15 protein-coding genes are annotated in these 16,098 nt (G+C 63.8%); 7 read left to right on the top strand and 8 right to left on the bottom strand.

The genetic code is table 11. From position 1 onward, the window contains the following. Positions 1-10: 10 nt before the first annotated feature. Together NO932_RS18010 and NO932_RS18015 are read left to right on the top strand one after the other, a co-directional pair. A complete protein-coding gene (locus tag NO932_RS18010; RefSeq protein ID WP_375142897.1) occupies positions 11-2,200 on the top strand; it encodes a type I secretion system permease/ATPase in 2,190 nt (729 codons plus the stop codon). Continuing rightward, on the top strand, positions 2,197-3,531 hold the full coding sequence (locus NO932_RS18015; RefSeq protein WP_309208764.1) for an HlyD family type I secretion periplasmic adaptor subunit: 1,335 nt from the start codon (positions 2,197-2,199) through the stop codon (positions 3,529-3,531). The genes NO932_RS18010 and NO932_RS18015 overlap by 4 nt, the downstream gene beginning before the upstream one ends. A 112-nt stretch (positions 3,532-3,643) precedes the next feature. On the opposite strand, the gene NO932_RS18020 is transcribed toward NO932_RS18015, so the two are convergent. From NO932_RS18020 to NO932_RS18030, 3 genes are all read right to left on the bottom strand, one after another. Then, positions 3,644-4,528 (bottom strand): glycosyltransferase family 8 protein, encoded by an 885-nt coding sequence (locus tag NO932_RS18020; protein ID WP_309208765.1) that lies wholly within the window; start codon positions 4,526-4,528, stop codon positions 3,644-3,646. A 22-nt stretch (positions 4,529-4,550) separates the two neighbouring features. Then, the gene (locus tag NO932_RS18025; RefSeq protein WP_309208766.1) at positions 4,551-5,498 is read right to left on the bottom strand and encodes a glycosyltransferase family 8 protein; all 948 of its coding nucleotides are present in this window, start codon (positions 5,496-5,498) and stop codon (positions 4,551-4,553) included. Between the two features lie 81 nt (positions 5,499-5,579). Then, positions 5,580-6,809 carry an O-antigen ligase family protein gene (locus NO932_RS18030; RefSeq protein WP_309208768.1) on the bottom strand — a complete coding sequence of 410 codons (1,230 nt, stop codon included), beginning with the start codon at positions 6,807-6,809 and terminating at the stop codon, positions 5,580-5,582. A 126-nt stretch (positions 6,810-6,935) separates the two neighbouring features. On the opposite strand from NO932_RS18030, the gene NO932_RS18035 reads away from it, so the two are divergent. The 5 genes from NO932_RS18035 to NO932_RS18055 all read left to right on the top strand — a co-directional run bounded on the left by NO932_RS18035 (position 6,936) and on the right by NO932_RS18055 (position 10,985). After that, positions 6,936-7,469 (top strand): hypothetical protein, encoded by a 534-nt coding sequence (locus tag NO932_RS18035; protein ID WP_309208769.1) that lies wholly within the window; start codon positions 6,936-6,938, stop codon positions 7,467-7,469. Next, positions 7,466-7,972, top strand: coding sequence for a hypothetical protein (locus NO932_RS18040; protein ID WP_309208770.1), 507 nt, complete (start codon positions 7,466-7,468; stop codon positions 7,970-7,972). The genes NO932_RS18035 and NO932_RS18040 overlap by 4 nt, the downstream gene beginning before the upstream one ends. 39 nt (positions 7,973-8,011) lie before the next feature. Beyond that, positions 8,012-9,190: a hypothetical protein gene (locus NO932_RS18045; RefSeq protein ID WP_309208771.1), complete on the top strand. Its 1,179-nt coding sequence runs from the start codon at positions 8,012-8,014 to the stop codon at positions 9,188-9,190. A 95-nt stretch (positions 9,191-9,285) separates the two neighbouring features. After that, complete coding sequence (locus NO932_RS18050; protein ID WP_309208772.1) at positions 9,286-10,167, top strand: glycosyltransferase family 8 protein; 882 nt, start codon at positions 9,286-9,288, stop codon at positions 10,165-10,167. 2 nt (positions 10,168-10,169) lie between these two features. Then, a complete protein-coding gene (locus NO932_RS18055; RefSeq protein ID WP_309208773.1) occupies positions 10,170-10,985 on the top strand; it encodes a capsular polysaccharide synthesis protein in 816 nt (271 codons plus the stop codon). Between the two features lie 152 nt (positions 10,986-11,137). On the opposite strand, the gene NO932_RS18060 is transcribed toward NO932_RS18055, so the two are convergent. The 5 genes from NO932_RS18060 to NO932_RS18080 all read right to left on the bottom strand — a co-directional run bounded on the left by NO932_RS18060 (position 11,138) and on the right by NO932_RS18080 (position 16,097). After that, a complete protein-coding gene (locus tag NO932_RS18060) occupies positions 11,138-12,109 on the bottom strand; it encodes an NAD(P)H-quinone oxidoreductase (protein ID WP_309208775.1) in 972 nt (323 codons plus the stop codon). A 64-nt stretch (positions 12,110-12,173) separates the two neighbouring features. Next, positions 12,174-13,307 carry an FAD-dependent oxidoreductase gene (locus NO932_RS18065; RefSeq protein WP_309208777.1) on the bottom strand — a complete coding sequence of 378 codons (1,134 nt, stop codon included), beginning with the start codon at positions 13,305-13,307 and terminating at the stop codon, positions 12,174-12,176. Further along, positions 13,304-14,413, bottom strand: a complete 1,110-nt coding sequence (locus tag NO932_RS18070) for an alpha-hydroxy acid oxidase (RefSeq protein WP_309208778.1) — start codon at positions 14,411-14,413, stop codon at positions 13,304-13,306. The genes NO932_RS18065 and NO932_RS18070 overlap by 4 nt, the downstream gene beginning before the upstream one ends. Then, complete coding sequence (locus NO932_RS18075) at positions 14,410-15,279, bottom strand: ATP-binding cassette domain-containing protein (protein ID WP_309208779.1); 870 nt, start codon at positions 15,277-15,279, stop codon at positions 14,410-14,412. The genes NO932_RS18070 and NO932_RS18075 overlap by 4 nt, the downstream gene beginning before the upstream one ends. After that, a complete protein-coding gene (locus NO932_RS18080) occupies positions 15,276-16,097 on the bottom strand; it encodes an ABC transporter ATP-binding protein (protein WP_309208780.1) in 822 nt (273 codons plus the stop codon). Before NO932_RS18080 ends, NO932_RS18075 begins: the two co-directional genes overlap by 4 nt. Position 16,098: the final 1 nt, after the last annotated feature.

Below are 16,098 nucleotides of genomic sequence, written 5' to 3' on the forward strand. Positions count from 1 at the left end.
ACTCGAAGCCATGGTCCAGCCCCCTACGGAGTCACGTTTTCAGCCTCGGGTGGTGCCCGAGCCCGCCGTAAGCCGCCAGCCCGAGCAAAGACCCGCCCCCGTGCGCCCTTCCGCCCGCACGGCGGCCGAACCCGCACCCAGGCCCATACCGGCTCCCCCGGCGCAACCCAGCCGCTCGCCCGAACCACCCTTGACCCAAGCCGCTCCCGCACCCAGGCCCGCTCCGCCCGTCCAGCCCGCTCCCCAATCCCAGATCAAGGCCGAGGCCCAGCCGCAGCCGCAGAGCAAGCCGCCTCTTGAGGCGCGCAATGACAGCCGCGCCGATCCTGCCTTCCCCCGCTCCGACCGCACACCGGAAATGGCGCCAGTCCTCGATGGGGAAGCTCTCACCAGGCCCCTCAGTCCCAAAGGCGGTGGCGGCGGAGGCAATGGCGCCAACAACGGGGGCGGCGGAGGAGGCGGGCGCGGTTTCCACAAGCCGGCCGAGCTGCCCGATTTCGCCAAGAGCTTTCAGAACGGCATCAACGCCGTCCGGCGAAACCTCGCCATGGTGATGATCTTTACGGTCGCGACCAATATCCTGGTCCTGGCGATCCCCATCTACCTGTTCCAGATTTCCGACCGCGTGCTCACATCCCGTTCGGTCGATACGCTGGTGATGCTCACCATCGCCGTGATCGGCGCGGTGGTCCTGCAGGCCGTATTGGACGCCATACGCCGGTTCATCCTCATGCGCACCGCCGTCGAACTCGAGGTTCAGCTCGGCGCCCCGGTGCTGAGTGCCGCCGCCCGCTCCTCACTCAATGGATCGAGCAAGGATTACCACATCCTGGGCGACCTGCAGAAACTGCGCTCCTTCATCACGTCGGGCACGCTGATCTCCATCCTCGATGCGCCCCTCGCCCCGCTGTTCATTCTCGCGGTGTTTCTGGTGCACCCGCATCTGGGGTTCATCGTCATCGGCTCCTGCCTGGCGCTGCTCGTCTTTGCCACCATCAACCAGCGCATGACCGCGCGGCATTTTTCCGATGCCAACGGCTTTCTGAGCCGCGCCACGCTCCACCTCGATTCCATGTCCCGCAACGCCCAGATCATCAACGCCCTCGCCATGATCCCCGAGGCCGTGCGCATCTGGGGCCGTGACACGGCCTATTCGCTCAAATCCCAGGTCCGCGCGCAGGACCGCAACGTCATCATCGCCTCGATCTCGAAATCGTTCCGGATGCTCACCCAAGTAGCCATGCTCGGCTGGGGCGCCTATCTTGCCCTCTCGGGCGAGATCACGGGCGGCATGGTGATCGCCGCCTCGATCATCGCCGCCCGTGCCTTGACCCCCATCGAGGGAGCGATCGAAGGCTGGCACCACTTCACCCAGTTCCGCACCTCTTTCAAGAAGATCCGCGGCCTGCTCCAGACATCCCCCCTCAACACCCCGCGCCTGCGGCTGCCCCAGCCCCAGGGGCGCCTCGATGTCGAGCGCATCCTGTTCGTCCCCCCGCCGACAAAGAAGGTCATCCTCAACGGCATCTCCTTTACCCTCCAGCCCGGAGAATCGCTCGCCATCATCGGCAATTCAGGTTCGGGCAAGACCACGCTGGGCAAGATGCTGGTGGGCTCGATCCTGCCCACCTCCGGCAATGTCCGGCTCGACCTCATGGATCTGCGCAATTGGGACATGCGCCAGTTCGGCGAAAGCATCGGCTATCTGCCCCAGGACGTGCAGCTCTTTCCCGGCACCATCAAGGCCAACATCGCCCGCATGCGCGACGATGCCAGCGACAGGGCGATCTATGACGCCGCCGTGCTGGCCGACGTCCATGAAATGATCGCCACGCTCCCCCAGGGCTATGAAACCGTGGTCGCCGCCGACGGCGCGCCGCTCTCGGGCGGCCAGAAGCAGCGCATCGCGCTCGCCCGGGCCTTTTTCGGCGCCCCGCGCCTGGTGGTTCTGGACGAGCCCAACTCCAATCTCGATTCCCCCGGCGAAGCGGCGCTGGCCAAGGCCCTCATCCACGCCAAAAAGCAAGGCATCACCGTGGTCACCATCACCCAGCGCACCGCGCTCCTCAACTATGTCGACAAGATCATGGTGCTCAACAACGGTTCGGTCGCCATGCTGGGCGAGCGCGCCAAGGTTCTCGCCGCGCTGACCCAGGGCCCGGCCGGCCCGCAGATTTCGAGCCGGGAGGACGACCAATGACGCTGGTTTCCCATTCCCCCACCACCGAATGGTATTCCGAGGTTCCCCGCTCGATCCGGTCCCAGGCGGTCTTCGGGCTCGTCCTCATCGCCGTCACCTTCGGCGGCTTCGGCGTATGGGCCGGCATGGCCCCGCTCGCATCAGCCGTCATCGCCCCCGGCACGTTCGTGGCGACCGGCAGCAACAAGATCGTCCAGCACCTTGAGGGCGGCATCATCAGCCAGTTGCTGGTGACAGAAGGCGATCGGGTCACCGCCGGCCAGGAACTCGTGCGGCTCGATGGCACCACGGCGCTGGCCACCGCGCGCGGCCTCGAATTGCGCGTTCTCCGCCTTGAAGCCACCGAGGCGCGCCTGCGCGCCCAGGTCAACGGCCAGACCTCCTATCAGGCGCCGGATTCGATTATCGAGAACCTTAACGATCCCGAAGTGCGCTCAATCCACGACGACCAGCAGGAAAGCTTCCAGGCGGCGCTCCTGACCCTGCAGAACCGCATCGACGTGCTCAGCGAAAACGTCCGCTCGCTGCAATACCAGTCAAGCGGCATCACCGCCCAGCTCACCTCCCTGCGCCGCCAGCGCGAATTGCTGGCCGACGACTTCGAGGTGCAGCAGACCCTCTATGATCGCCGCCTCACCACCTTGTCCTCGCTAAATTCCCTGCAGCGCGCCCTTGCCGATGCCGATGGCGACATCGCCCGGCTCGAGGCCGAGGCGCAGATGGGCCAGGCCCAGATCGATCAGCACAACCGCGAGATCGAGCAGTTGCGCACCGAAGATCGCCAACTGGCCCTCAGCGAATTGCAGGACGTATCCTCGGAGCTGGAAACCCTGCGCGAACAGATGCGCGACGCCGAAAACATTCTCTCGCGCACCGTGATCACTTCCCCGGTCGACGGCATCGTGGTGCGCATGCACTACCACACCTCCGGCGGCGTCATCGAAAGCGGCCGCCCCATCCTCGAAATCCTGCCTTCCGATGTTCCTCTCATCATCGAGGCGCAGATCCCGCGCATGCAGATCGATGAGATCGAGTTGGGCCAGCCGGCCAATATCAGGCTCTCGGCGCTCAACCAGCGCACGACGCCCATGCTGGAAGGGGAAGTGATCTACGTTTCCGCCGACTCGGTCACCGAAACCGCCCAGGGCAATCAGGAAATCTACATCGCGCGCGTGACCATCCCCGCCGAACAGCTCGATCGCGTGCACGGTTTCACGCCGACCCCTGGTATGCCGGCTGAAATCCTGATCGAAACCGACGAGCGCACCTTCTTTGAATACCTCGCGCGCCCCATCGTCGACAGCATGGCTCGCGCCTTCCGCGAGCAATAGCGAACGGGGCGGAGTTCGGCAAAACCGATGCACAACCCTCACCTGTCATTCCGGGGCTTGTCCCCCGAATCCAGCAGCAGCCTGGCCGATTGACCGCAGAGGGAACCGCCCGCTAGCTCGCCCGCAAAAACGGCAGGTAGCGCGCCAGCCGTCCCCGCACCCGATGCCGGAAGTAGCGGTAGTAGAGCTCGTTGGTCATCACGTGCCGATAGAGCCGGAAAAACGCAACGCGCGCGAAAAGCTTCCAAGGCTTGGCGTGCCCCGTATAGTGGAACAGATGCGCCCCCATGCGCTCATGTTCGGGCTTGGGGGAAGTGACGTTCCAGCCGGCATCGAGCGGTTGCCAGTTGTTGCGGAAAATCAGGTTGAGAACGTTCTGGCTGAAGCTCAATTTGGCGGCGGTGCCGTCGTTGATCAGCGTTTCGAGCTTTTCGGCAACCCCGAAATCGCGCCAGCGCTTCATGTCGATCACCAGCAATCCCGCATTGAAATAGGGATCGGCCGGATCGAGCACGCCGCCACGCCCGCGCAAATCGTGATGGGCGGCAAGCAGCTTGCCCCAGGCGTCTTCCACGGCGGCAAAGGCCTTGTCGCCAAGATCGGCTTCCCAGATCCGCTCGATGGGTGAAACCACCATCATGTCGCAATCGAGATAGATCAGCCGCTCGATCTCGGCGGGAAGGAAACGGTCCATCACGAACCGCGCATAGGGAATGTCGCCCAACCGCTTGTTTTTCGGTACGCGCCCCAAAAGGTCGAGGAAATGCTCGGTCTTGCTCAGATCGTAAAAGCGCAGCGCCGAGCCGAACTCGCTTTCGATCTTGAGAAGATCGGCCCGATGCTCTTCGGTCATCGGCTGATGGCAGAGGTGGAAAACCAGATCGCGCTTGCGCTGGGTGGAAACGCAGATCGAGCGCATCGTCGCATAGGCGGGCGCCCAGAAATCGTCGTCGAAGGTGAGCGCGATGTGAATCGGGCCGTCGCCCAGAGTGTGCATGACCAAGGGTCCTTTGGCAGGTCTACGCGGCGGGCGGAGTGGCCGGACGCGGCGCGGACGAACCCCGCACGCGGCGGCTCGCCCCGATAAAGGGCAGGTATTTGCCGACCGTCTTTTTCATGCGATAGCGCCAGAATTTATAGAACAGCGCATTGGTCATCATGTGCCGGTAGATTCGCGCATAGCCCACCCCGCGCAGATGCGCCGTCAGCGTCCAGGGCCTCGTGTCGCCCGTGTAATGGAGATTGTAGGGGTTGAGCGAGACATGGGCGCGGTGCGGATCGATGACGTTCCAGAGCGTATCGAGCGGCTGCCACTTGTCCTTCAAAATGAGGTTGATGACATTCTGGCTGTAGCTCAGCCGGTCGACCGAGCCGTCGGCGATCAGCGCCTGGAGCTTGCCGAAGACGTCCAGCTCGCGCCAGCGCTCGAGATCGAGCACCAGAAGGCCCGCATTGAAATAAGGATCGGCCGGATCGAGCAGGTCGCTCTTTTCGGCGATGTCGCGCCCGCTGCCGATCAGCTTGCCCCAGGGCTCGGGCACCGCCGCTGCCGGCTTGCCGCCCAGATCGGCTTCCCACAGCCCTTCGATGGGCGCCATCATCATCATATCGCAGTCGAGATAGATGATGCGCCTGACGTCGGCGGGCAGGAAGCTTTCGAGCACGAAGCGCGCATAGACGATGTCGGTCAACCGCTTGTGATAGGGGACCCTGCCCATGAGCTCGCGGAATTTCGGCGTCTGGGTAAGGTCGTAAAACCGCAGGCTGGCGCCGAATTCGACCTCGATTTCCATAAGGTCGGCGCGGTGCTCGGGCGAGAGCGGACGATGGCAGAGATGGAAAACCAGATCGCGGCGACGGTGGGTCGCAAGGCATATCGAGCGCATGGTGGCATAAGCCGGTGCCCAGAATCCGTCGTCAAAGGTGAGCGCGACATGGATCGGATCGGCGCCCTTATGGGATGACATGGATGATTGCCCTGGCTGAACCGTTTCTCGATTCAGCCTCATCTAGTCGCGCCAGATGACAGTTATGTAACAACGCCCAATCTAAGCGCGCGGCCGGTCCTTGCAGAAGCCCAGCAGCACCGCCGTGAACACCGCCCCAAAGCATAACAACAGTTCGGCGGCGAAGGCCGATCCGAAAATGCCGTAGATCGCATAGCAGGCGCTGAGCACAAAGCCGCCATAGAGGCGCGCGTGATGCTGGCTGTCGCGTTCGGATCTCCAGGTCGCGACGATGGGAACCAGCAGATAGATGAAATAGGAGGCGAGCCCGAATATGCCGGCCAGCGCGGCGAAATTGATGTAGTCGTTATGAAGGTGCGACCAGCGGGCCACATGTTCGGCGATGCTGGGGTCCATCATATAGGGCCGCGCCGCCTGCACGTGATGCCGCCAGCCGTGCCCGAAGACCGGTGCATCGAAAAACGCCAGGATCCCGCCGCGATAGAGTTCGAGCCTGATAGCGACGGAGCGGTCGATGGCCTGGCCTTCGGTCAGGAACAGATAGATCGATTCGATCGCCTGGAAGGCGCGGGTATCGGCGCCCAGCGCGATCACCCCCGCCACCCCGACACTGCCGGCGAGCACCGCGGCGCCGGCCAGGATCAGCCGCCCTCGATTGGACAGCTTGACGCCAACGAAGATCGCAAACAAGACACACAGCGCCATGATGATCAGGATCGCCGCCCGCGTGCCGGCCAGAATGACGGCATAAGTGGCAACCAGCGGGCCGACAAAGAAGATGAAGCGCCGCCAGCCCTTGATCGCCCAAAAGCCCATGAGCGAGAGAAAGCCCAGCATCACCGAGGCCATGGCGAAGGGATTGGTGGTGTTGAATAGGCCGACCACCCGCCGGATTCCCAGGATGTGCACGTCATAGACCGCCGTGCCCAGGGCGATGATCGCCCCGACCAGCGCCAACGTCGCAACGATCAGCGTGTTGTTGGGCCTGGCCGAGCGGTCCAGCAAGCCAATGGTGGGAATGAACAGCAGATAGGGCAGGAAATTGCCCACATTCTCGAAATGCTCCCAGCCGCCTGCAGCAAAGATGAAGGCGACGAGCATGAAGAGAAAGGCGCAAAGATAGGCGTAGGATTCCCAGCGGTTCATCGCATGGCGCGCATCGGCATCCATGAACAGGAACGGCCAGGCGATGACGAGAACGATAAGATAGATATAAGGAGAAGCGTTGCCGATGAGATTTGCCAGAACCAACAGCGAGATCAGGACGATCCAGGTGGCGATTGTCGGGGCGGTGCCCAGTCTTTGTAGCATGCTGTCTCCAGATCGATGCGGAAAGCATCGCGAATTTTCCGACCAGCGCGTATTAGGACAACCCGGTCGCGAGCGCCAAGACCAATACATCGGCACAATCGGAGTGTCGCCACAGAAATGAGACAAATGTCCGACGCACAAGAAGTCTTTGACGGCTTATCGACGAACATGCGGCTGCACCGGGATCGCATCCCGGAGGGCGCGGCGCGCTACAGCCTGGAGACGATCGATGACCGGCAAGCACTCGACGCCCTTTTCACCTGCTATCGCGGCACGCCCACCCAGGTGGAATGTTCGATGAAGAACCCCTTCGCCTTCCCGATGCGGATCAGTGAGGTGCGCCAACGGCTCGGTGAATTCGAGCCCGCCAATCGCGCCGCATTCGAGCGCTATGTCGCAGCGTTCAACGCGGTCGGGGACGAGCCGATTGAAATGGTGATCCCCGCCTATGCGCTTGGCAAAGAGGGCTTCCTGCTGCTCGACGGCAATCACCGCGCCACCGCCGCCGCCATTGCCGGCCGCCCCTTCCGTTTGACGCTCGCCACCCTCAATGGCCCGGTCGACCGGCGCATTCTCAAGGACCTCAAATTCTGGGATGGCGGTCTCAAGCGGTTCGGCCGGCGGCTCCGCCGCACCCTCGGTGCCGGAGCGGCCTCATGAGTACGTCTGAGGTTTCCGCCCTTTCGCCGCACGCCTTCCGCGAGCGCTTCCCCGAGATCACCGTCGGCTTCAACTGGCCGCGCTTCGAGGCCGAGAGCTGGCCCGTCACCCGTCTCACGCTCACCGATCCCACGGCGCTCAGCCGCTACCACACCTTCTTCCGCTACAGCCTGGGCCGCATAAACGGCCATTTCCTCCATTGGCTGGCCATGCGGCAGATGCGCGTGGACGAAGTGCTCGCCAAACTCGCTCGCGTCCCCGAGCCGCACCGGTCCAGCATCATCCATTTCGCCGATCTCTACCGGAGTGGCCCAGCGCCCATCCGGCTCGAAATCCCCTCCTTTGCCCTGCCCGATGGCGGACAATACATCATGGATTTCAACCACCGCGTCTGCGGCCTCGCCCTTTCGGGCATGGCGCTCGAACTCGATGTTTTCTCGATCGTCGGACCAGTCAGCAAGGACGTCCTCAAGGATGCGACCCACTGCCGTCCCCGCCCCTGACGCCTTGCGCCTCCCTGCCAGTCTGATATGGCCGCGACCATGACGCTTTCGAAAGGCCGCTCGATGCAGCAAACCGATCCGGTGTTCCCCGCCTCCTCATCGGCCTTCCTCCCCGAAAGCTCGCCCCTGCGCCGCCTGCCGCTCAAGCCCAGGCGCAAACGGCCGGCGGAGTTTCTGAAGCGCTACGAATCCCGGGCGCTGGTCTATGATTGTTTTTGGGATATGTCGGGGCAAGGGGTGATCCTTGTCTGTCCCCCCGCCCTCAATCTCGATCCGCTCTTTCGCGACGCGCGCTTTACGGCGAACGGAACGCCCCTTAACGGGGCGTTTTTCCCCTCGCGCTCGACCATGCTGATCGCCTTGGACGGCGTTCCCGACACCGCGCGGGAAATCGACCTTGCCTTCGCCGGCCTGAACTTCAGCCTCCCCATCCAGCCCAACCAGGCCGAGCGCTTCGACGGCCGGAACGTCCTCGTCACCATGAACAAGGACAATGACCTGGACTGGATCACCGCCTGGGCAAAATGGCATGTCCGCCTGCACGGTGCCGATGCGTGCCTGTTCTTCGATAACGGCTCGACCCGCTACACCCCGGCCGAGATCGCCGGCGCCCTCTCGGTGGACGGCATGGCAGAGATCGCCATCCTCTCCTGGCCGCACAAATATGGCCGCAAGGACCCCGCCATCCTCGACCGCCCGCACTATCCGCACTTCCTGCAGGTTTCGAGCCTCAACGTCGCCCTGCGCCGCTTCGCCGGCCGCGCCGGAGGGCTTCTCAACTGCGATATCGACGAACTGGTCGGCACGCTCGAAGGCAGAACCATTTTCGATTTCGCCCGCCAAAGCCCCGACGGGCTGGTGACCCTCAAGGGGCGCTGGATCGAGCCGGTCGTGACCGACACCGCCCCAGGGGACATCCCGCATCTCGCCTATCGCCAGACCAGCCGCCTCCCCTTCCTGTCGCATTGCGCCAACAAATGGGCGCTCGACCCCAGCCGCGACTGGATCGCCGATCTGGGTGCCAAACCCAGCGTCCACCGCATCTATGACGTGCCCAGATCGCTGCTGCGCGCCGCGCCGGAGGCCCCGTTCTGGCACTTCAAGGCCATCAACACCGGCTGGAAGGAATCGCGCGACAGCGACCGCCCCCCGGCCCTTTCCCTGAGGCGCCTAGAAGCCCTCGATGCTGATGCCCGCCGCTATGCCGGCGCGCTCTAGCCTTCGCCTTACTCTGTCATAAATTTGTTGCATAACGCTCTTGCCCGGTGCACTCACGGGGCCTTGCCAAAAGAGCTACCGGACGATTTTTTGTAATGAGCGAGCTTGAAAGCGGACCGATCCACATCGCGCTGACCTTCGACGCCAATTTCTGGGCCCCGGCCTTTGGCACCATGCGCTCGATCTGTTTGCACACCCGCCGCCGCGGCGATCTGGTCTTTCATCTCTGCCACCGCCCCCTGCCCCAAGATCAAATCGATGATCTGCGTGAACTCGAAACCGAGTTCGGCGCCACGCTCAAATTCTACGACATTACCCGGTCGGTATCCTTCAACGAGAAGATCTCCCACCTTCCCTATGACAAGCGCCTGACCAACATCGTCTATGCGCGCCTGTTGTTCGACGAGCTGCTGCCGCCCGACGTCGAGCGTCTCATCTATCTCGACAGCGACATGATGGTCCTCGCCCCCATCGAAAAGCTCTGGACCACCGATCTGGGCGGCAAGACGCTCGGCGCGGTACCCGAGCGCTGGGGCGCCTTCATCGCCACCGGCCGCGACTTCCGCAACAATCGCGACCTCTTCGATCCCGCCGACCCCTATTTCAACGCCGGCCTGCTCTTGATCGACATGGAAAAATGGCGCGCCGCCAAGGTCGCCGACCGGATCGTGGAATTCACCGAACAGGGGATCATGGGCCGGATCTATTACGACCAGGATTTTCTCAACATCCTGTTCCGCGACGATTATCACCCTCTCGATGCCAAATGGAACGTCATCGGCCCCGATTTCGCCCATGAGGGGCTGGAGGTCTACAATCTCCACTATGTCGGTCGCGCCAAGCCCTGGAACCTCATCTCCAGGGTTGCCTTTTTCCGCATGTACCGTCACGTGATGACCAACCGAATCTTTTATAAGTTCTTCCGTCATCGCCTGCGCCGCCGTGCCGGCCGGTTCCTGCCCTTCCTTAGGACCTAAGCGTGCCCGATCTTCCCACCATCTGCTCGTTCTGGCACGGCCCGCTCACCTATCTCGCCCGCCTGTGCCTTGCCTCCTTTGTTGAAAAAGGCCACCGGGTCACCCTCTTTTCCTACGAGACGCTGACCGATGTGCCGCCGGGGGTCGAACTGGCCGACGCCGCCGGCATCCTGCCGCGCGAAAGAATGTTCTTTTACAAGGGCACCCGCACCCCGGCGGTCTTCTCGGACCTTTTCCGGCTCGAGCTGATGGCGCAGGAGCGTGGCATCTGGGTCGATGGCGATGTCTATTGCATCAAGCCCTATGCCGGCCTCTCCGATTACGTCTTCGGCTATGAGAACCACCCTTCGCTGCGCAACGGGTTCAAGGCCCAAGTCAATCAGGCCGTCTTTGCCTGCCCCGCCGGCAGCGACCTGCTCGCCGCCCTGCAAAAGGTCTTCACCAGCGGCGAGATTCCACCCGGCCTCGCCCCCTGGCGGCATTTCGAAGTGGTGATCCGCCGCGCCCTGGGGGAAGAATTGCCGGTCCACCACATGCAGTTCGGTGCCACCGGACCGGTGCCCCTTAACCACTATATCCAGGCCATGGGCCTTGCCCCTTTCGTGCAGCCCAAGGAGGTCTTCTACCCCATCGATTATGGCGGCGCCGATCAGCTCCTCAAAGCCGGCAGCCGCATCGAGGATTTCATCGCCCCCGAAACCTTGAGCGTCCATATCTGGAACAGCGCCCTCACCTCCCGGGCCTTGGGAACCCTTCGCGCCCCCGAGCCCGGCAGCTTCATCGCATCCGAACTCGCTCGCCTCAATCTTGCGGCGTAACCAAAGCGTCAGCACCTTCAGTTTTCCATCGCAATCGGTGCGTAAGAGGTAACCGAGAAACGCTTGCACCAATGCAATGCGTTGCGTAAACGATCGCGGAACCAAGCGGAGGAAACAACCAAGCGCATGGGGAGCGGCCGCTCGCCGCAGGCCTAGAGCGTCAAAACGATCTTGCCGACATGCCCGCTCGCTTCCATGCGGCGGTGGGCGTCGGCGGCCCTTTCCAGCGGGAAGCGTGAATCGATCACCGGCCGGAAGGCGCCCGACGCCAAAAGCGGCCAGACATGCTCCCGCACCGCCGCGATCAGCCGCGCCTTTTCGGCCACCGGCCGGCTCCTCAAGGTCGAGCCGGTCACCGTCAGCCCGTTCATCATCACCCGGGCGATATCGAGTTGCCCCATCCGCCCGCCGGAAAAGGCGATGAACACCAGCCGCCCGCCGCGGGCCAGTGAGCCGATATTGTCGCCCAGATATGGTCCGCCGATAATGTCGAGGATCACATCGACATCCCCCGCCTCGGCCCTGATGACTTCGGCGAAGCTCTCGGTCCTGTAATTGATCGCCCGATCGGCGCCCAGATCGCGGCAGCGCTCCGCCTTCTTGTCGCTGCCGCAGGTGGCAAAGACCGTTGCGCCCATCAGTTTGGCAAGCTGGATCGCCGTGGTGCCGATGCCGCTGGCGCCGCCATGGACCAGCAGCTTTTCGCCCGCCCGCATCCGGCCGGCCTCGAATACATTAGCCCAGACCGTCGCAACAGTCTCGATAAGCCCGGCCCCTTCGATCGTATCGACATTTTGCGGCAGGTGCAGCACCTGGGCCGCCGGTGCGGTGCAGAACTCGGCATAGCCTCCGCCAACCAGCAGCGCACAGACTCTGTCTCCCTGGGAAAAGCCCTCGACCCCTTCGCCGATCGCAGAAATGGTCCCGGCAACCTCGAGCCCGGGAAGATCGGACGCCCCCTCGGGTGGCGGATAGACCCCGCGCCGCTGCGCCAGATCCGCGCCATTGACCCCGGCCGCCGCCACCCGGATCTGCACCTCGCCCGGTCCCGGCCGAGGCACCGGCCGCTCGGCGAGCCGCAGGACCTCAGGACCACCCTTGCCGTCGATCTCTATCGCCCGCATCGCTTGCACCCGCTTGAACACCGGGAGACCATGACCCGGCGCCGGACCTCAGCGCAAGCGCCGATCACACTTGTTCGGCATCGTCCGCAAACCGCCCCAACGGCGCCGCTTGCATATAGAAGCGGTCCGGCCGCATGCCCGAAAGTTCGGACACCGTCTCGCCCTTGAGCAGTTCGGTTGCCGCAAGCCGGCCCCAGATCGGTCCCCAGCCCACTCCACCATGGGAAACGGCAAGATAGAACCCCGGCAGCCAGGGCAACGCGCCCAGCACCGGCCCGCCATGGGGAATGGCGCGGATTCCGATGCGCACATCCTCGATCGCACCCTCCCGCAGCGCCGGGACATGGCATGCGATATCGGCAACCATCGCTGCCGGGTCGCTGCCATTGCCGCCATGGATCGCCGTCAGCCCCTCTCCGCGCCAATGGATGGCGACCTTGCCGCCCGGGTCGGGCCGCATCAGCCAGTCGGGACCATTGATGACCTGCTCGGGCAACGCCCCCGAAGCGCCGCGCGCGTAGATCATCACTCCAGGGACGAGATCGAGCGGCACCGCCAGACCGGCTAGGGCCGAGACATGGGACGCCCAGCTTCCCGCCGCGTTGACCACGGCATCGGCCTCGATCGCGCTGCCATCGTCGAGCACGACGCCCTTCACCACGTCACCCTTGATCGTGATCGCGGCAACCGAGCGCCCCGTGAGCACCCTGCCCTTGCGTCCCCGTAGCGCCTCGACCAATCGCTCGATCATCGCCGGCGCGTCGACCCACCCCGAACGGGGTTCGTAAACGAAGGCATCATCGTCAGGTCCAGGGGAAAGCCCGGGCGTCATCTGGGCCAGCTCATGCCGGTCTATGATCCTGAGATCGATGCCGCGCTCGAGGCAAGCCGCCACCGAGCGGCGGAAATCGGGAGCCGCCGCGCCATAGGTGATCGTGCCGCTCCAATCGAGCCACTCCCCGCCGATCTCCGCATGGAGCGCCTCGAAGGTCTCGTTGATCGTGAGCCGCAACTTGGCGCGCCCGGCATCTTCGTTCCAGCTCACCTGCGGAAAGGACGAAAGCCAGGAAAACGATGCCCCGCTGGTGCCCGAACCGGGTGCCCGCGCTTCGATCAGGGTCACGTCTGCGCCCTCGACGCCGAGCCGATAGGCGATATTGGCGCCGATCGTTCCGCCGCCGATGACGACGATCTTCACGGCATCGTCCTGAACACTTCGGGCGAAAGATCGGAAACGACGCTGCAGCCCAGATGGCCGAGCGTTGTCCAGAACTCGTCACGCAACAGGTCGAGGACGCGCTTGACGCCCGCCTCCCCGTCGGCGGCCAGCCCCAGCGCCGCGATCCTGCCCAGGGCCACTGCATTGGCGCCCAGGGCGATGGCCGTCGCGATGTCGCTGCCGCGGCGGATACCCGAATCGAAGATGATCGGCACATCCGGCCCCGCTTCCGCGCGAACTTCGGCCAGCGTCGTGATCGCCGCCGGCGTACGGTCGATGGTGCGCCCGCCATAGTTGGAAACATAAAGCCCCTGCGCCCCGGCCTTGAGGGCCGCGCGCGCATCGGCCCGCCCGCCGATACCCTTGACGATGCAGGGCAGCGGCGCCTGGGCGATCACGCTCGCGGCCTTGTCCCATCCCCAGCGCGGCTCGGTGAAATCGAGCAGTTCGGTGAGCATGGCGATATCGGATTTGCCCGGCCCGAAATTGGAGGGCTTTTCCCCCGCCGGCAGCGAGAACCGGTCTTCCATCATGCGCTCGCGCCATTGCCGGATGGGCGAGAAGGTCACGCAGATATATTCGTATCCGGCGTCCTTGGCCCGGTGCATCATATCGATGACCGCGCTCTCCTCGCCGCAAAACGTCATCTGGAAAACGACGGCGGCAGGGCTTGCCTCCCGCACATCTTCCAGCGAATGCCCGGCCGCCACCGGCACCATCTGGCGGATGCCCGCCGCATGCGCGGCCCGGCCCACCGCCAGCATCCCCTCGGGATGGAACAATGTCTCGCCCCCGCCGAACGGCGCGGTAAAGGCGGGAAAGCTCAGCTCGTATCCCAGAACATTCGTGCGCGTATCGGGATTGGCGACGCCGGTAAAAAGCGGCGCGTCGAAAAGATAGCGGTCGAATGCCGCGACGTTCTCCCGCGCCGTGATCTCGTCACCCGTCCCGCACTGGAGATAGTTCCAGTTGGTTTCCGACAGCTTGGCCCGGGCCGCGGCCTTGATGCCGCGCAGGGATGCGAATTTTTCACCCGTGGCATAGCGGTCGTCCCGGCGGACGTCCTGGGGAATTTGCGTAGTCATGATGCATTGTCCTTTTGGGCACGGAGCGCCGCGCGTCTGGCGATCCGTTCACGGATGGCGTTGGTGTCGGTGGAAGGCGTCGCCTCAAGCAACTGGCGTGTGTAGGGGTGGCTGGGTGCCGAAAACACCGCTTCGCACGGCCCACGCTCCACGACCTCGCCGGCATTCATCACCATCACCTCGTCCGAGATGCGCCGCACCACGCTCAGATCGTGGCTGATGAAGATATAGGAAAGCCCGAAATCGGCTTGCAGTTCGGCGAGAAGGTTGAGCACCTGGGCCTGCACCGAAAGGTCGAGCGCGCTCACCGGCTCGTCGAGGATCACCACCTTGGGCTTGACCATCAGTGCCCGCGCGATGGCCACGCGCTGGCGCTGGCCGCCCGAAAACATATGCGGATAGCGATCCGCATGGCTGGGCAGCAACCCCACCCGCTCGAGCATTTCGAGCACCGCCATGTGCCGCTGGGTGGCCGAAAGGTCGGTATTGAGCAGCAATTCGTCCCCGATCGCATCGCCGATCTTCTGGCGGGGATTGAGGGAATTGTAGGGAGACTGGAAAACGATCCGCACCTTGCGGCGCATCTGGGCGCTCGGCCGCTCGCGGGCGATGTCGATCGGGGTGCCGTCGATGGTCAATTCCCCGTCCGTCGCCGGATCGATGAGGGTGAGGATACGGGCAAGCGTCGATTTTCCGCACCCCGATTCCCCCACCACCGCCAGGGTCTGGCCCTGATGCAGCGTCAAATCCACGCCTTTGAGGGCGCGCAGTGGCGCCTTGCGCCCGAACAGCCCGCCCTTGCCCGGATATTCACGCACCAGCCCCTTGGCGGATAGAACGACCGGCGCGGTCGAGGTCTCGCTCATTGGATCCTCACAGTCTCAAGCGGTCCATCCCCGCCCCTGTCGGGAAGCGCTGCGAGCAACTCCCGGGTATAGGCATCCCTGGGCGTTTCAAAGAGGCTCAAGACATCGGCCTCCTCGCGCTTCTTGCCCTGGTACTGGACGATCACCCTGTCGGCGGTTTCCGCCACCACGCCCATGTCGTGGGTGATGAGGATCAGTCCCATGCCGCTCTCTTCCTGGAGCTTGAGCATCAGGTCGAGGATCTGCTTTTGGATCGTCACATCGAGCGCCGTTGTGGGCTCGTCGGCGATCAGCAGCTTGGGATTGCAGGCAATGGCCATGGCGATCATCACGCGCTGGCATTGCCCTCCCGACATTTGATGCGGATAGGCCGAAAGCTTGCCCTTGGGATCGGGCAGCCCGACGGCTTCGAGCAGTTCGATCGTGCGCGCCCGGCGCTCGGCCCGTCCAAGGCTCTGGTGCTTTTTGAGCACCTCCCCAATCTGCAATCCCACCGTAAAGGAGGGATTGAGCGAAGCGATGGGTTCTTGAAAGATCATGGCGACGTCGCGGCCGATGATGCGGCGTCTGGCCCGGTCGTCGAGCCCCATCATGTCGATGCCGTCAAATCGCATCGCCTTGGCCGACACCTTGGCCGTATCGGGCAAAAGTCCCATTACGGCCAGCATGGCGACCGATTTGCCCGAGCCGCTTTCCCCAACGATGGCGAGCACTTCACCCCCATCCACATGCATGTCGATCCCATCGACGGCATGGAGCGGCCCGCGCGCGGTTTCGAAGGTAACCGTCAGATCCTCGATTTCGAGCAATCGCGCCATG

It is taken from the genome of Pelagibacterium sp. 26DY04 (assembly GCF_031202305.1).
In the GTDB taxonomy this organism is placed as follows: domain Bacteria; phylum Pseudomonadota; class Alphaproteobacteria; order Rhizobiales; family Devosiaceae; genus Pelagibacterium.

Bases quoted from the DNA above. Each gene is read 5' to 3' on its own strand.
- NO932_RS18080 (WP_309208780.1), bottom strand. From the start codon at position 16,097: ATGGCGCGATTGCTCGAAATCGAGGATCTGACGGTTACCTTCGAAACC.
- NO932_RS18035 (WP_309208769.1), top strand. From the start codon at position 6,936: ATGTCCGACGCACAAGAAGTCTTTGACGGCTTATCGACGAACATGCGG.
- NO932_RS18045 (WP_309208771.1), top strand. From the start codon at position 8,012: ATGACGCTTTCGAAAGGCCGCTCGATGCAGCAAACCGATCCGGTGTTC.
- NO932_RS18040 (WP_309208770.1), top strand. From the start codon at position 7,466: ATGAGTACGTCTGAGGTTTCCGCCCTTTCGCCGCACGCCTTCCGCGAG.
- NO932_RS18060 (WP_309208775.1), bottom strand. From the start codon at position 12,109: ATGCGGGCGATAGAGATCGACGGCAAGGGTGGTCCTGAGGTCCTGCGG.
- NO932_RS18030 (WP_309208768.1), bottom strand. From the start codon at position 6,809: ATGCTACAAAGACTGGGCACCGCCCCGACAATCGCCACCTGGATCGTC.
- NO932_RS18015 (WP_309208764.1), top strand. From the start codon at position 2,197: ATGACGCTGGTTTCCCATTCCCCCACCACCGAATGGTATTCCGAGGTT.
- NO932_RS18020 (WP_309208765.1), bottom strand. From the start codon at position 4,528: ATGCACACTCTGGGCGACGGCCCGATTCACATCGCGCTCACCTTCGAC.
- NO932_RS18075 (WP_309208779.1), bottom strand. From the start codon at position 15,279: ATGAGCGAGACCTCGACCGCGCCGGTCGTTCTATCCGCCAAGGGGCTG.
- NO932_RS18010 (WP_375142897.1), top strand. From the start codon at position 11: ATGGTCCAGCCCCCTACGGAGTCACGTTTTCAGCCTCGGGTGGTGCCC.
- NO932_RS18050 (WP_309208772.1), top strand. From the start codon at position 9,286: ATGAGCGAGCTTGAAAGCGGACCGATCCACATCGCGCTGACCTTCGAC.
- NO932_RS18025 (WP_309208766.1), bottom strand. From the start codon at position 5,498: ATGTCATCCCATAAGGGCGCCGATCCGATCCATGTCGCGCTCACCTTT.
- NO932_RS18070 (WP_309208778.1), bottom strand. From the start codon at position 14,413: ATGACTACGCAAATTCCCCAGGACGTCCGCCGGGACGACCGCTATGCC.